Consider the following 14,974-nt stretch of genomic DNA (forward strand, 5'->3'; position numbering starts at 1 on the left):
CTGAGGTGATCAGAGCGAGCACGGGCGGCCGTCGGCTAGCCGTCCGCGCTCTCCTCCCGGTAGGCCGCCGCCTCCTCCAGGTCCAGCCTGCGCAGCAGCGTCCGCAGCATCTCGTCGTCGATCCGCCGGGCGTCGCGGAGCTCCACGAACACCGCGCGCTCGGCGCCGATCACCTCGCGGGCCAGTCTGCGGTAGGTGTCGTCGGCCGACTCCCCCGTCACCTCGTTCACCGCCCCGAGCCGCTCCCACACCGCGTTGCGGCGCCGCTCCAGCACCGCGCGGAGCCGGTCGGCGAGCGGCTGCGGCAGGGCGTTGCGCTCGTCGGCGAGGAGTTCGCCGAGGCGGCGCTCGGCGGCCCGGGACGCCTCGTTCTGCGCCTGCGCCTCGGCCAGGGTCTGGGCCTGGGCGTCACGGCCGGGCAGCGGAAGCAGGCGGATCAGCGTGGGCAGGGTGAGCCCTTGGATGACGAGGGTGCCGATGACGGTCGTGAAGGTCAGGAAGAGGATGAGGTTGCGAGCCGGGAAGGGGTGTCCGCCGTGCACGGTCATCGGGATCGAGAAGGCGATGGCCAGCGAGACCACCCCGCGCATCCCGGCCCAGCCGACGACGACCGGCGCGGTCCAGTCGGTTTCCGGCTCCCGCTCGCGGGTCCGGCGGAACAGCGCCCGGGGCACGAAGGTCGCGGGGAAGACCCAGAGGAAGCGTGCGCACACGACCGCGAGGAAGAGCATGGCCGCGTACCAGGCCGCCTCGCCGGCCCCGTACTCGCCCAGGCCCCGCAGCACGACCGGCAGCTGGAGCCCGATCAGCGCGAACACCGCGGACTCCAGTACGAAGGCGATCATCCTCCACACCGCCGTCTCCTGGAGTCTGGTGGCGAAGTCCACCTGCCAGGAGTGGTGCCCGAGGTAGAGGGCGACCACGACGACCGCGAGCACGCCCGAGGCGTGGACCTGTTCGGCCGCCAGGTACGCGACGAAGGGGATGAGCAGCGAGAGGGTGTTCTGGAGCAGCGGATCGCGCAGCCGGGTGCGCAGCCAGTGCAGCGGCACCATCAGGATCAGCCCAACCCCGACGCCGCCGACGGCCGCGAGGGCGAATTCCCGCAGGCCCCCCTGCCAGGTGGCGCTCTCGCCCACCGCCGCGGCCAGCGCCACCTTGTAGGCGGTGATGGCCGTGGCGTCGTTGACCAGGGACTCGCCCTGAAGGACGGTGGTCAGGCGGGACGGCAGGCCGACCCGCCGGGCGATGGCCGTCGCGGCCACCGCGTCCGGCGGGGCGATCACCGCGCCCAGGACGAGCGCGGCGGTCAGCGGCAGGCCCGGCACCAGCAGATAGGCGATCCAGCCGACCGCGAGGGTCGCGAAGAGCACATATCCGATCGACAGCAGGGCGATGGGACGGATGTTGGCGCGCAGGTCCAGATACGAACTCTCGAGCGCCGCCGTGTGCAGCAGGGGCGGCAGCACGAGGGGCAGCACGATATGCGGGTCGAGCGTGTACTCGGGCACCCCGGGCACATACGAGGCGATGAGCCCGACGGCGACCAGCAGCAGCGGGGCGGGCACTGGTGTGCGGCGGGCCGCGCCCGCGACGGCCGCGCTGCCCGCGACCAGCACCAACAGTGGAAATACGTCCATGAACCAGCCCGTCCCGATAGTCTCGTCGGTTTAGTCTGGCAATCATGAACGAGTGTCCGCATGTTCCCGGGCCGCCGGTGCCCGAGCCGAGGTACGACACCTGTCCCGAGTGCCTGACCGTGGAGAGCCACCCGGTGCAGTTGCGGCTGTGTCTGTCCTGCGGGCATGTGGGCTGTTGCGACTCATCGCCGTTCCAGCACGCGACCGAGCACTACAAGGAGACCGGACACCCCGTAATGCGCAGTTTCGAGCCCGGCGAGAGCTGGCGCTGGTGCTATGTGGACCACATGATCCTCTAAGGACTGCCGCATCGCCGGTGCGGCCCGCTAGCCTTCACTCATGATCCGAACAGCGACGCCTTCAGCGGGGAGAGGGACGGAAAGGAGCTTGTCACCAGCGGTTCTTTCAACGAAGCGACATCTCTTTCGAATTGAGACCGCAGACCTCTAGCCACTGTGCGTACTCATGTGCTTACTATGAGTGATATCGAGGACCTTCGGGTCGGCGTTCACCCATGACGGGGGCCGTGCTTCGTCCGGGCGACACCGAGCCGCAGATCGCGATAGCGTCGCAGCCGAACCGCGTGCCGCGCCGGTCCGTTTCCCCCTCCACCATAAGGGCTCACGACCGGCGCTCCAATCAGCTCAGCTCAATCAGCTTGTGTCACCTTGGAGGTGAGGGTGTCCCAGATCGCAGGCGAGCCCGGGACCCAGGACTTCGTAGAAGTCCGGTTGCCCGCTGAGGGTGCCTACCTGTCGGTGCTGCGGACGGCCACGGCCGGCCTCGCAGCCCGCTTGGACTTCACCCTCGACGAGATCGAGGATCTGCGCATCGCCGTCGACGAGGCGTGCGCGATCCTACTGCAGCAAGCCGTGCCTGGCAGTGTGCTGAGCTGCGTCTTCCGCCTGATCGACGACGCACTGCAGGTGACCGTCTCGGCTCCGACCACCGACGGGCGCGCCCCCGAGCGCGACACCTTCGCCTGGACAGTGCTCTCCGCGCTCGCAGGCAAGGTCGACTCGACCGTGGCCGAGGACCGCACGGTCAGTATCAGCCTGTACAAGGAGCGCGGCGCCGGCCCCGGACAGCCGTGACGGAAAGGGGGGCTCCGTGAGCACCGCATCATCGCGGGGAGTGCGTACCCCGGCCATCCCGCACCCGCCGGCCCAGCCGCATCCCGCGGACCCGGAAGCGGCAGGAGACCGACCAGAGCGGGCGGACCACATGGATCAGCATCAGCACGAGCGGCACGAGAAGCCCGATCCGCATGACCGCAGCGGAGCGCGGGCGCTCTTCGTCGAGCTGCGCCGGCTTCCGGAGGGCTCCACGGAGCGCGCCGAGCTGCGCAACAACCTCGTGCGGATGCATCTGCCGCTGGTGGAGCATCTGGCGCGGCGCTTCCGCAACCGCGGTGAGCCGCTGGACGACCTCACCCAGGTCGCCACCATCGGGTTGATCAAGTCCGTGGACCGGTTCGACCCGGACCGCGGTGTGGAGTTCTCGACGTACGCGACCCCCACGGTCGTCGGCGAGATCAAGCGGCACTTCCGCGACAAGGGCTGGGCGGTGCGGGTGCCGCGCCGGCTGCAGGAGCTGCGGCTCTCGCTGACCACGGCCACCGCCGAGCTCTCCCAGCGGCACGGCCGCGCCCCCACGGTTCACGAGCTGGCCGAGCAGCTGAGCATCTCCGAGGAGGAGGTGCTGGAGGGCCTGGAGTCGGCCAACGCGTACAGCACGCTGTCCCTGGACGTGCCGGACACGGACGACGAGTCCCCGGCGGTCGCGGACACGCTCGGCGCGGAGGACGAGGCGCTGGAGGGCGTCGAGTACCGCGAGTCGCTGAAGCCGCTGCTGGAGGATCTGCCGCCGCGCGAGAAGAAGATCCTGTTGCTGCGCTTTTTCGGCAATATGACCCAGTCGCAGATCGCGCAGGAGGTCGGCATCTCGCAGATGCATGTCTCGCGGCTGCTGGCCCGCACCCTCGCGCAGCTGCGGGAGCGGTTGCTGGTGGAGGAATAAAGAGGAGTAGGGGAGCAAAGGGGAGTAAAAGGGCTGAGAGGGATCAGGCGTCGCGCGGGCCGATGCCCAGGGCCTCCGTCGCCGTCGGGTTGATCAGCAGTGCCAGGACGGCGAGAGCCGCGACGGCGGTGACCACCCCGACGGCGATCAGCCCGCCGCCGTTCTGCACCAGCGTCCAGGCCACGGGCAGCGCCATGAGCTGAGTGATCATCGCGGGCCCGCGGCTCCACCGTCGGCGCAGCCACAGCCCGCGCGCCGCGGCCAGCGGCAGTACGGCCAGCGCCAGCACGGTCACGCCGAGCATCTCGGCCTGCTTCGGGCTCTCCGGATCCCCGGTCAGTCCCATGATCAGTACGTACACCCCCATACCGACCAGCACCAGGGCCTCGGCGGCGGCCAGCACCGCGGCGGCCGTGATCCGGGTCGGGCGGGGGCCGGACGGGGCCGCGTCGGCGGGGGCGGCCTTGGTTCCCCCGGACTCCTTGGCCTGGGCGGCCGGCTCGGCCGTCCTCGCCTGAGGAGTCTTCGGCGCCGTCGGAGTCGGCTTCGCCGTCTTCGCGGGCCTGGCCTTCTTGGCGGTGGCGGACTTCTTACTGCTCACCCCAGCAGCGTAGCCGCCACCCGCGCGGGCCGGGGCCAGGCCACAGTTGTGGTCGGTTCCCGGTCAGTGGGTAGGCTGCTTTGCATGCGCGCGCTCATCGTGGTCAATCCGGCAGCAACCACCACCAGTGCCCGCACCCGCGACGTCCTGATCCACGCGCTCGCCAGCGACCTGAAGCTGGACGTGGCGACCACGGAGTACCGGGGGCACGCCCGCGACCTGGCCCGGCGGGCCGCGGAGGGGGGCACACACGAGCTGGTCGTCGCCCTCGGGGGTGATGGCACGGTCAACGAGGTGGTCAACGGGCTACTGCACCACGGCCCCGATCCGGACGCACTGCCCCGGCTGGCCGTCGTCCCCGGCGGTTCCACCAATGTCTTCGCCCGCGCCCTCGGCCTGCCCAATGACGCCGTGGAGGCGACCGGCGCCCTGCTGGACGCGCTGCGGGACGGCACCGAGCGCACCGTGGGCCTCGGGCTCGCGGCGGGCACGCCGGGCACCCCGGACGAGTCGGTGCCGGCCCGTTGGTTCACCTTCTGCGCGGGCTTCGGCTTCGACGCGGGCGTGATCGGGCGGGTCGAACAACAGCGCGAACGCGGCAGGCGCTCGACACACGCGCTCTATATACGCCAGGTGATGCGGCAGTTCCTCGGCGATCCGCACCGCCGCGAGGGGACCATCACCCTCAAGCGGCCGGGCGCGGACCCGGTCGAGCGGCTCGTGGTATCCATCGTCTGCAACACCGTCCCGTGGACGTATCTGGGCAACCGCCCGATCTACGCCCTGCCGGACGCGTCCTTCGACACCGCGCTTGACGTGCTCGGACTCTCCAAGCTGTCCACCTCGGCGGCCACCCGTTACGTGACCCAGCTGCTGACCTCCAGCCCCGATCGGGGGCCCCGCGGCAAGCACGCCGTCTCCCTGCACGACCTGACGGACTTCACCTTGCAATCGCAGGCGCCACTGCCGTTTCAGATGGACGGTGACCACCTGGGACTGCGTACGAGCGTGACGTTCACAGGCGTACGCCGTGCACTGCGTGTGATTGTGTGAGTGAGACCGCAAAAAGTCCTTCCAGTCGAACGTTTAGCCTGGCTTCCACCCCTCGGAAGTAGGGCTGTGACAGAGCCGACACCAAGGAATCAAAAAAAACTTTCCGGAAGGGGTTGTATCCGCCGCCGAGGTTTGCGAATCTCTTCTTGGCGATCGGGACGGCCTCCAGAAGGCCCCCTTGAGAGTCCGAATCCCCTTCCTCAGTCCACGGGACCGCACCAGCCCCAACTGGTTGACGTCCCTACCCTTGTCGGGGGGTTCGTGAAAGCGTTCACATTCACAAGCAACCTTTCCGCAACACGAGGAGATGGAGCAGCCATGGACTGGCGTCACAACGCCGTTTGCCGCGAGGAAGACCCCGAGTTGTTCTTCCCCATCGGCAACACCGGTCCTGCGCTGCTGCAGATCGAGGAAGCCAAGGCCGTCTGCCGCCGCTGCCCCGTCATGGAGCAGTGCCTGCAGTGGGCGCTTGAGTCCGGCCAGGACTCCGGCGTCTGGGGTGGACTCAGCGAGGACGAGCGCCGCGCCATGAAGCGCCGTGCCGCTCGCAACCGGGCACGCAACGCCAGCGCCTGACGCCCACACCCCGTGGCCCCCGAGCCGCAGCGCGCAGTAACCCCGATGCGCACAGCAACGTGAGCCTTGAGCCCCGGACCATTCCCGGTCCGGGGCTCAGCGCTGTGCTCACTATGTGAGCGGTGTGCTCAAGGTCTCACACGGTCGCACGCGGTCGTGAGCGGTCTCACGCGGGGACCGGCCCGGTCGGGCCGGGTCAGTGCTTTTCCGCCCGTACCGGAATATCCAGGACGACTCGGGTGCCGCGCTCGGGCGCGGGCACCATGTCGAACGTCCCGCCCAGCTCTCCCTCCACCAGCGTGCGGACGATCTGCAGGCCGAGGTTGCCCGCCCGCTGCGGGTCGAACCCCTCCGGCAGCCCGCGCCCGTCGTCCTCGACGGTGACCAGCAGCCGCGCGTCCGCGCCGGTGCCGCCGCGCACCGCCGCCACCTCGACCGTGCCCAGCTCCCCCGGCCCGAAGCCGTGTTCCAGCGCGTTCTGCAGCACCTCGGTCAGCACCATGGACAGCGGGGTGGCGACCTCGGCCTCGAGGATGCCGAAGCGGCCGGTGCGGTGGCCGGTGACCTTGCCCGGGGATATCTCGGCCACCATGGCCAGGACCCGGTCGGCGATCTCGTCGAACTCGACCCGCTCGTCCAGGTTCTGGGACAGCGTCTCATGCACGATCGCGATCGAGCCGACCCTGCGCACCGCCTCGTTGAGCGCCTCCTTCCCCTGGTCGGAGTCCATCCGGCGGGCCTGGAGGCGCAGCAGGGCAGCCACGGTCTGGAGGTTGTTCTTCACCCGGTGATGGATCTCCCGGATGGTGGCGTCCTTGGTGATCAACTCACGCTCGCGGCGGCGCAGCTCGGTGACGTCCCGGAGCAGGACGAGCGAACCGATGTGGGTGCCCTTGGGCTTGAGCGGGATGGCCCGCAGCTGGATGACCCCCTCGTCGCCCTCCACCTCGAACTCGCGCGGCGCCCAGCCGCTCGCCAGCTTGACCAGCGCCTCGTCCACCGGCCCGCGTACGGGGGCGAGTTCGGCGGTGGTCTGGCCGAGGTGGTGGCCGACCAGGTCGGCGGCCAGGCCGAGGCGGTGGTAGGCGGACAGGGCGTTGGGGCTGGCGTACTGCACGACGCCCTCCGCGTCGAGCCGGATCAGCCCGTCGCCCGCGCGGGGCGAGGCGTCCATGTCGACCTGCTGCTCAGGGAAGGGAAACGATCCTGCGGCGATCATCTGCGCGAGGTCGGAGGCGCTCTGGAGGTAGGTGAGCTCGAGCCGGCTGGGCGTCCGTACGGTCAGCAGATTGGTGTTCCGGGCGATCACCCCGAGCACCCGGCCCTCGCGGCGGACCGGAATGGACTCGACCCGGACCGGGACCTCCTCCCGCCACTCGGGGTCGCCCTCCCGGACGATCCGGCCCTCGTCGAGGGCGGCGTCGAGCATCGGGCGGCGGCCGCGCGGGGCTAGATGGCCGACCATGTCGTCCTGGTAGGAGGTGGGCCCGGTGTTGGGGCGCATCTGCGCCACCGACACATAGCGGGTGCCGTCGCGGGTGGGGACCCACAGGACGAGATCGGCGAAGGAGAGGTCGGAGAGCAGCTGCCACTCCGATACCAGCAGGTGGAGCCACTCGAGGTCGGAGTCGCTGAGCGCGGTGTGCTGGCGTACGAGGTCGTTCATGGAGGGCACGTTGTGAGCCTACCCGCACGTGCGTTTCGGCCTTTCCGCGCAGAGCCGTGGACAGGCGCGACTGGTCTAGTCCAGAATGAGCGCACTGCGATCTTCCGCCCTCCCCGCACAGGAGGGTGGATCGAGGCCCACGGGGCGCTCTGCCCTGACTGCTCCGGGGGCCTCAGATCGGCCGGCTGCGGCCGATACAACTCCGGGCTGCGGTGCCGGGCGGGTTGAGGGTCCCGCCCTGGCGCCGCGGCCCGCGGGTGCTTTGCCCCTCCCCCTCTGATGGCCGGTCTCCGACCGGCAGCACCCTCCTCGCTGTCCCCCAAGAGAAGGCTCCCGCGCTTCGCGGGGAAGCGCGGGAGCCGGTGGGGGGTGGCGGTCCGTATGCGGTGACCTCAGCGGGTTTCGGTCACCTTCGCCAGCGCGCGCGGCGCGACCAAGCCCTGATGGCCGCCCTCGCATTGCTCGGCCCCAGGGGGCCTCCCAAGCTTCGGGCAGCCGGCCGGTCTCCGACCGGCGCCGTCGCTCACCTCGTCTCGGTCACCTTCGCCAGCGCGCGCGGCGCGTCGGGGTCCTGGCCGCGGGCGATGGTCACCTCGTATGCGAGCAGCTGAAGCGGCAGGATCTCCAGGATCGGCTGGACCTCCTCGGCCACTCCGTCCGTGGGCAGCGCGAAGCCCGCCGAGGCCTGGTCGACCTCGGCCTGGGCGCCGATGACGACCAGGTCCGCTCCGCGGCCGCGGAGCCGTTCCAGGACCGGTCGCAGCGCCTGGCCGCCCTTGCCCTCGGTGACGATCGCGATCACCGGCGAGATGTTGTCGACCATGGCGAGCGGGCCGTGCAGCAGGTCGGCGCCGGAGTAGGACAGCGCCGGGATGTAGCTGGTCTCCATCAGCTTCAGCGCGGCCTCCTTGGCCGTGGGGTAGCCGTAGCCGCGGGAGGTGATGACCATGCGCTCGGCGAAGCGGTAGCGGCCGGCGAGCTGCTTGACCTCGTCCTTGCGGTCCAGGATCTGCTGGGCCAGCTCGGGGAGAACCTTGGCGGCCGCGCCGTCGCCGCCGCGCAGGCCCTCGACGAAGAGGTAGAGGGCGAGCAGTTCGGCGGTGTAGGTCTTGGTCGCGGGGAGCGCGTTCTCCGGGCCGGCCAGCACGTCGATGTGGAACTCGGAGACGGCGGCCAGCGGGGAGCCGGGGTTGTTGGTGACCGCGAGGGTGATCGCGCCGGCCTCGCGGGCGGCCTCGGTGGAGGCGACGAGGTCCGGGGAGCCCCCGGACTGGCTGACCGTGATCACCAGTACGTCGGTCAGGTCCTGCTCGGCCCCGTACGCGGTGGTGGTGGACATGGAGGTGAGGCCGCACGGCTTGCCCAGCAGGACCTCGAGCAGATACTTCGCGTACAGCGCCGCGTTGTCGGATGTGCCCCGCGCGGTGAGGAGTACGAAGCGCGGGTTGCGCGCGGCGATGCGCTCGGCGATCTCACGGATGCGGGGCGCGCCCTCGTCGAGGATCCGACGCAGCACCGCGGGCTGCTCGGCCATCTCCCCGGACATGATCCGGCCCGGCTGGTCGCTGTGCTGGGCCGGAGTCGTGGCGGACATGCTGGGTGCCTCCAGTTGGCTGTGCTGTGCTGGGCCCGTGGTGCGGGCCCAGCTGGGCGGTGGCGTCATCCCCCGGCCACGCCGCCGGTGATGACCTCCGCGGCGGCCAGCCCACAGACCCGGGCGGCGCCGTGAGTCGCGATGTGCAGCGCCCCGGTCGGCGGCGCCTGGGGCACGCCCATCTCGACGACGACCGTGTCCGGCCGGGCGGCGAGCAGGGTGTCCAGGGCATCGGCCATCCAGGGGTGGCGGTGGACATCGCGTACCACTGCGACGATCCTACGATCCGCCGCCTCGCCGAGTACATTTGCGATCAATGCGGGCGCGCCCCCGGCGTCCTCCGCGTCTCGCTGGCCGTAGGTGGCGGTCCCGGTGCCGGGCAGCAGCCGGGCCAGTTCGGCGGCGACGCCCCAGGGTGTCTCGTCGCCGACGGCGATGTTGGCCACGGGGGTGAAGGCGGCGACGAACGCGGGGCCGGCGGGCGGCTCGTACGGCCGCTCGCCCGGGGTGATCCGCAGCGCCCGGCGGGCGGCGCGCAGGCCTGCGTCGGGGGCGGGCGCGATTCCCTCCGCCGCGCCCGGGCCGCCGGCGTGTCGCGCCCAGTCGCCCAGGGCGCGCACCCGGGCCGCGGCGTCGGCGAGCCGCGCCTCGGGCAGCTCCCCCGCCCGTACCGCGGCCACCAGCGCGTCGCGCAGCCGCACCACGGTGTCCTCGTCGGAGAGCCCGCCGCCGACGCAGATCGCGTCGGCGCCCGCGGCGATGGCGAGCGCGCTGCCGCGTTCGATGCCGTACGCGGCGGAGATGGCCCGCATCTCCATGCCGTCGGTGACGATGAGCCCTTCGAAGCCGAGGCCGCCCTCGCCGACGGGGGCGCGCAGCAGGCCGTGCAGCGCGGCCGGGCTGAGGGTGGCGGGCAGGGTCGGGTCGAGCACGGGCACCAGGATGTGCGCGCTCATCACGGCCTTGGTGCCGGCGGCCACGGCGGCCCGGAAGGGGATCAGCTCGCGGGCGGTGAGGGTGTCGAGGTCGGCGTCGATGCGCGGCAGGGCGTGGTGGGAGTCGACGGCGGTGTCGCCGTGCCCGGGGAAGTGCTTGGTGCAGGCGGCGACCCCGGCGCCCTGGAGACCCCGGATGTACGCGGCGGTGTGGCGGGCCACGAGCTGCGGGTCGGCGCCGAAGGCGCGTACGCCGATGACCGGGTTGTCGGGGTTGGAGTTGACGTCGGCGGACGGCGCCCAGTCGAGGTTGACTCCGCACCCGGCGAGCCGGCGGCCCATCTCGCGGGCCACGGCCTGGGTCAGGACGGTGTCGTCGACGGCGCCGAGCGCCAGGTTGCCGGGGAAGGAGGAACCGGTCCGCACCTCCATCCGGGTGACGTCGCCACCCTCCTCATCGATGGCGACGATGAGGTCCTCCCGCTCGGCGCGCAGCTGGGCGGTCAGGGCGGCGAGCTGCTCGGACGAGGTGATGTTGCGGCCGAAGATGCCGACGGAGGCGAGTCCTTCGCCGAGCCGCCGCAGCACCCAGTCGGGGGCGGTGGTGCCGGCGAAGCCGGGCTGGAGTACGGCCAGGGCGTCCCTGGTGAGGGTGTCCAAACCGCGTGCGAGGGTCGTCATAGAGAAGGATCATCCCTTCACAGCGCCGGAAGTGAGACCGCCGACCGCCTTGCGTTGCAGGAAGAGGAACAGGACGAGGATGGGAACGGCGAAGAGCGAGGCGGCCGCCATGGTGGCGCCCCAGTCGTCGCCGAAGGCCGTCTGGAAGCTGGACAGCCACAGCGGCAGCGTCTGAGCCTCGGGGTCCTTGTTCAGAATGAGCACGAGCGGGAATTCGTTCCAGGCCGTGATGAAGCCGAACAGCGAGGTGGCCATCAGCCCGGGCGCCAGCAGCGGGAAGATCACCCGGATGAACGCCTGCGGCCGGGTGCAGCCGTCGACCATCGCCGACTCCTCCAGCTCCTTGGGCACGGCGGCGACGTAGGCGCGCAGGGTGAGGACGGTGAAGGGCAGCACCATGACCGTGTAGAAGAGGGTCAGCGGCACCAGGCTGTTCAGCATCTCGCCATCGCGGACGATCATGTAGATCGCGATCACCATGACCTCCCAGGGTGCCATCTGGGCGATCATGAAGGTCACCAGGAAGCCGCGGCGCCCCTTGAAGCGCATCCGGGCGAGCGCGAAGGACGCGAGGAGCGCGACGATCAGCGAGAGCGCCACCGCCGAGACGGTCACGGTGAGGGAGTTCCCGACCAGGTTCCAGAAGTTGTCGGCGTCCGTCGCCGTCTTGAAGTGTTCGAGGGTGGCGTCGGCCGGGAACCAGACCGGGTCCTCGGAGATGATGTCCGAGGTCGGCTTGAGGGCCGTGCTGAACATCCAGTAGACGGGGAACGCGAAGACGACGAAGAGGACGACCGCCGTCGCGTTGGGCCACAGCCGCCCGGCCGCTGAGCGCTTCACAGCTCGTCTCCCTCCTTGAGCTCTTGCTTGAGCACGATCCGCAGGTAGTAGGAGGTCAGGGCCAGCAGGATCAGGATGGTCAGCAGCGAGATCGCCGCGCCCATGCCGTAGTGCTGGTTGCCGACGCCCTCGATGAAGGCGTAGACGGGCAGGGTCTCGGTGAGCCGGTCCGGGCCGCCCTCGTTGATCGCGAAGACCTGGGGGAACGCCTTGAAGACCCAGATCACCTCGAGGAAGACCGTGGCGAGCAGGAACGGCTTCAGGAAGGGCAGGGTCACGGAGGTGAAGCGGCGCCAGGCGTCGGCTCCGTCCAGCGCCGCCGCCTCATACAGCTCCTTGGGGATCGTCGTGGTCGCCGCGTAGAGGTTGATCGCGACGAACGGGATCGACTGCCAGACGATGAGGACGGTGATGACGAAGAAGGTCGAGAACTGGCTGTCGGTCCAGTTGTGTTCGGCCATCGAGTGCCAGCCGAGCTTGTCCAGGACCCAGTTGACCACCCCGTAGCGGGAGGCGAAGAGCCACTGGAAGACGGTGGTCGCCGCGATGACCGGCATCGCCCAGGCCAGGACGAGACCGGTCGACAACAGCAGCCGCATCTTCGTTCCGAGCCGCGCCAGCAGCAGCCCGACGAGCGTCCCGAGCAGCATGATCAGTACGACGTTGACGGCCGTGAAGACCACCGACCTGGCCGTGACCCGCCAGAAGTCATCGCTGGTCAGCGCCTCGCGGTAGTTGTCGACGCCGTTCCACTCGGTGAGGTGCTGGATCAGCTGCCGCATATTGAGGTTCTGGAACGACAGCATGCCGTTCTTCACCAGCGGCCAGCCCAGCAGCACCACGGTGGCGGCCAGCGCGGGCAGGAGCAGCAGATAGGGCGCGGTGCCGGTGAGCCGGCCGCGCCCCGGGGGCGCCCCGCGGTCCGTACGCATACGGCCCGGCGGCGCCCCCCGCCCGGGGGCCCCGGCCGCCACCGGGCGGCCGGGGTCCTTGCGTGTGGTCGCTACAGCCATCGCCGTTACTGCTCCTGGCTGAGGCGCTTGTTCATCTCGTCCTCGACCGACTTGGCCGCGTCCGTCGGCGACTTACCCTTCAGCACGGCGGTCATATAGGCCTTGACCGGGTTCGGGGCGTTCTCCACCGGGGCCCACTCGGGGATCAGCGGGGTGGTGCCGCCGCCCGCGACGGCGGGCGCCGCCGCCTCGGCCGCGGCGTTGCCCTTGAGGTGGGACTGGAGCGACTCCTTGTTGGGGATCACGCCGCCCTCCTTCGCCAACTGCCCCTCGTAGGTGTCCGACAGGGCGATCTTCAGAAACTCCTTGGCCAGCTCCTGCTTCTTGCTGCCCGCCGCGACCGCGAGGTTGGAGCCGCCCAGGAAGACGCCCTCCGGCTTGTCGGCGGTCTCCCCCGGGATGGTGAAGTAGCCGATGTCCTGCTCGATCTTCGGGTTGGCCTTGATGGCGGTCGCCGCCTCCCAGCCCATCCCTATGAAGGCGCCGGTCTTGCCCTTGGCGAAGATCTCCGCCTGCTGCGGGGTGGCCTCGTCCTTGTCCTTCGGGGCCTTGCTGAAGGACTGGTACTGCTTGTAGATGTCCATGGCCTTGGCGACCTTGGCGTCGGCGAGGTTGGAGACCCACTTGTCGCCGTCCTTCTTGACGAGGTCGGCGCCGGTCCCGATGGTCAGCCCGTCGAAGAAGTACCAGTTCTGGCCCGGCAGATAGATCGGCTCGGCGTCCGTCTTCTTCTGGATCGCGTCAAGGTCGTGGAAGAACTCGGCCCGGGTCTTGGGGGTGTCCTTGATCCCGGCCTGGGCCCAGATCTTCTTGTTGTAGAGCACCACCCGGTTGGCCGCGTACCACGGGGCGGCGTACTGCTTGCCGTCGTAGACCGCGGACTTGTTGAGCGAGTCGGCCCAGTCCGCGCCGATCGACCCCTTCAGGTCGGTCAGCTCGGCGAGGCCGCCGGTCCGGGCGTAGGCCGGGGTCTGGGTATTGCCGATCTCGATCACGTCCGGCGGATCGGACTCCGAGAGCGCGGTGGTCACCTTCTGCTGGATGCCGTTCCACTGCTGGACCTCCAGCTTCAGCTTGGCACCCGTCTTCTTCTCGAAGGCCGCCTTGACGTCCTTCGTCCAGCCGTCGGGGGTGGACCCGTCCATCGCCCAGACGGTGAGCGTCTCGCCTTTGAAGCCGTCCGCTCCGGTCTTCTCGTTGTCATCGCCGGACCCGCAGGCCGCGACGGTCACCAGCATCGCCGCGACACCCGTCGCCGCAAACAGCCCACGCTTCACAGCACACTCCTCAAAGGACCGGAAGAGAGGTTTAATGGTTTAGACCAGTGCCCGCAGCTTGGCCTAGACCTTTAGGGGTGTCAAGGGTGACCAAGAGCCGCCATCGGCTCCGTTACCGGACCGACACCTGACGACATACGGGCTGAGCAGCCGCTTACGGCCGAGGCCGTGCCACGATGTGAGCCGCTGAAGACGGAGGAGCCGGTGACGGCAGCAGACCAGGGGTCGGAAAGGCGCGCGATGGAGACCGAGGGGGCAACGGCGGCGGCCACGACGGCTACGACAGCCACAGCCGAGGGCGGCACCAACTCCGCCAACAGATCTGCCCATAGCTCCGGTAACAGCTCCGGCGGGACGCGCACCGCACGCGTGCCCAAGTACTACCGCCTCAAGCGGCACTTGCTGGAGATCACCGAGACCCTGCCGCCCGGCACCCCGGTCCCTCCCGAGCGCACCCTCGCCTCCGAGTTCGACACCTCCCGGACCACCGTGCGGCAGGCCCTCCAGGAACTGGTCGTCGAGGGGCGGCTCGAGCGGATCCAGGGCAAGGGCACCTTCGTGGCCAAGCCCAAGGTCTCCCAGGCCCTCCAGCTGACCTCGTACACCGAGGACATGAAGGCCCAGGGCCTGGAACCCACCTCCCAGCTCCTGGACCTCGGCTACGTGACCGCCGACGACCGGCTCGCCGGGCTCCTGGACATCGCGGCCGGCGGCCGGGTGCTGCGCATCGAGCGGCTGCGGCTGGCCAGCGGCGAACCCATGGCCATAGAGACCACCCACCTGTCGGCGAAGCGCTTCCCCGCGCTGCGCCGCAGCCTGGTCAAGTACTCCTCCCTCTACACGGCCCTGGCCGAGGTGTACGGCATCCACCTCGCGGAGGCCGAGGAGACCATCGAGACCTCGCTGGCCACCCCGCGCGAGGCGGGCCTGCTGGGCACGGACGTCGGGCTGCCGATGCTGATGCTCTCGCGCCACTCGCTGGACGCGGCGGGCGAGCCGGTGGAGTGGGTGCGGTCGGTCTACCGGGGGGACCGCTACAAGTTCGTGGCCCGGCTACAGCGGCCGAACGGCTGAGCCCA

General features: G+C 70.2%; 14 protein-coding genes. 6 read left to right on the plus strand and 8 right to left on the minus strand.

Going from position 1 to position 14,974, the window contains the following annotated elements; translation table 11 throughout:
* Positions 1–35 precede the first annotated feature (35 nt).
* The gene (locus tag ACWY4P_RS18760; RefSeq protein ID WP_456211698.1) at positions 36–1,640 is read right to left on the minus strand and encodes a Na+/H+ antiporter; all 1,605 of its coding nucleotides are present in this window, start codon (positions 1,638–1,640) and stop codon (positions 36–38) included.
* A gap of 44 nt (positions 1,641–1,684) precedes the next feature.
* Here ACWY4P_RS18760 and ACWY4P_RS18765 point away from each other — a divergent pair, with 44 nt between their 5' ends.
* The 3 genes from ACWY4P_RS18765 to ACWY4P_RS18775 all read left to right on the plus strand — a co-directional run bounded on the left by ACWY4P_RS18765 (position 1,685) and on the right by ACWY4P_RS18775 (position 3,659).
* Positions 1,685–1,939, plus strand: coding sequence for a UBP-type zinc finger domain-containing protein (locus ACWY4P_RS18765; RefSeq protein ID WP_456211699.1), 255 nt, complete (start codon positions 1,685–1,687; stop codon positions 1,937–1,939).
* 381 nt (positions 1,940–2,320) lie between these two features.
* Positions 2,321–2,734, plus strand: coding sequence for an ATP-binding protein (locus ACWY4P_RS18770; protein ID WP_089511125.1), 414 nt, complete (start codon positions 2,321–2,323; stop codon positions 2,732–2,734).
* A 40-nt stretch (positions 2,735–2,774) separates the two neighbouring features.
* Positions 2,775–3,659: an RNA polymerase sigma factor SigF gene (locus ACWY4P_RS18775; RefSeq protein ID WP_456212970.1), complete on the plus strand. Its 885-nt coding sequence runs from the start codon at positions 2,775–2,777 to the stop codon at positions 3,657–3,659.
* A gap of 43 nt (positions 3,660–3,702) precedes the next feature.
* On the opposite strand, the gene ACWY4P_RS18780 is transcribed toward ACWY4P_RS18775, so the two are convergent.
* On the minus strand, positions 3,703–4,260 hold the full coding sequence (locus tag ACWY4P_RS18780; protein ID WP_456211700.1) for a hypothetical protein: 558 nt from the start codon (positions 4,258–4,260) through the stop codon (positions 3,703–3,705).
* Positions 4,261–4,344: 84 nt separating this feature from the next.
* Here ACWY4P_RS18780 and ACWY4P_RS18785 point away from each other — a divergent pair, with 84 nt between their 5' ends.
* Both ACWY4P_RS18785 and ACWY4P_RS18790 read left to right on the plus strand, forming a co-directional pair.
* Positions 4,345–5,313, plus strand: coding sequence for a diacylglycerol/lipid kinase family protein (locus ACWY4P_RS18785; RefSeq protein WP_456211701.1), 969 nt, complete (start codon positions 4,345–4,347; stop codon positions 5,311–5,313).
* 318 nt (positions 5,314–5,631) lie between these two features.
* Positions 5,632–5,889, plus strand: coding sequence for a WhiB family transcriptional regulator (locus tag ACWY4P_RS18790; protein WP_003953983.1), 258 nt, complete (start codon positions 5,632–5,634; stop codon positions 5,887–5,889).
* 196 nt (positions 5,890–6,085) lie between these two features.
* Here the strand turns inward: ACWY4P_RS18790 and ACWY4P_RS18795 are convergent, their stop codons facing one another.
* From ACWY4P_RS18795 to ACWY4P_RS18820, 6 genes are all read right to left on the minus strand, one after another.
* On the minus strand, positions 6,086–7,555 hold the full coding sequence (locus ACWY4P_RS18795) for a PAS domain-containing sensor histidine kinase (protein ID WP_456212971.1): 1,470 nt from the start codon (positions 7,553–7,555) through the stop codon (positions 6,086–6,088).
* A gap of 523 nt (positions 7,556–8,078) precedes the next feature.
* Entirely contained in the window at positions 8,079–9,149 is a 1,071-nt protein-coding gene (locus ACWY4P_RS18800; protein ID WP_456211702.1) for an SIS domain-containing protein, read from the minus strand.
* A gap of 65 nt (positions 9,150–9,214) precedes the next feature.
* Entirely contained in the window at positions 9,215–10,765 is a 1,551-nt protein-coding gene (locus ACWY4P_RS18805; RefSeq protein WP_456211703.1) for a glycoside hydrolase family 3 protein, read from the minus strand.
* Positions 10,766–10,774: 9 nt separating this feature from the next.
* The gene (locus ACWY4P_RS18810; RefSeq protein WP_456211704.1) at positions 10,775–11,605 is read right to left on the minus strand and encodes a carbohydrate ABC transporter permease; all 831 of its coding nucleotides are present in this window, start codon (positions 11,603–11,605) and stop codon (positions 10,775–10,777) included.
* Positions 11,602–12,618, minus strand: coding sequence for a carbohydrate ABC transporter permease (locus ACWY4P_RS18815; protein ID WP_456211705.1), 1,017 nt, complete (start codon positions 12,616–12,618; stop codon positions 11,602–11,604). Before ACWY4P_RS18815 ends, ACWY4P_RS18810 begins: the two co-directional genes overlap by 4 nt.
* Positions 12,619–12,623: 5 nt before the next feature.
* The gene (locus ACWY4P_RS18820) at positions 12,624–13,895 is read right to left on the minus strand and encodes an extracellular solute-binding protein (RefSeq protein WP_456211706.1); all 1,272 of its coding nucleotides are present in this window, start codon (positions 13,893–13,895) and stop codon (positions 12,624–12,626) included.
* Between the two features lie 240 nt (positions 13,896–14,135).
* On the opposite strand from ACWY4P_RS18820, the gene ACWY4P_RS18825 reads away from it, so the two are divergent.
* Positions 14,136–14,969: a GntR family transcriptional regulator gene (locus ACWY4P_RS18825; RefSeq protein WP_456212972.1), complete on the plus strand. Its 834-nt coding sequence runs from the start codon at positions 14,136–14,138 to the stop codon at positions 14,967–14,969.
* The last annotated feature ends 5 nt before the right edge of the window (positions 14,970–14,974 follow it).

The sequence above is a fragment of the Streptomyces sp. LZ34 genome, from assembly GCF_053890475.1.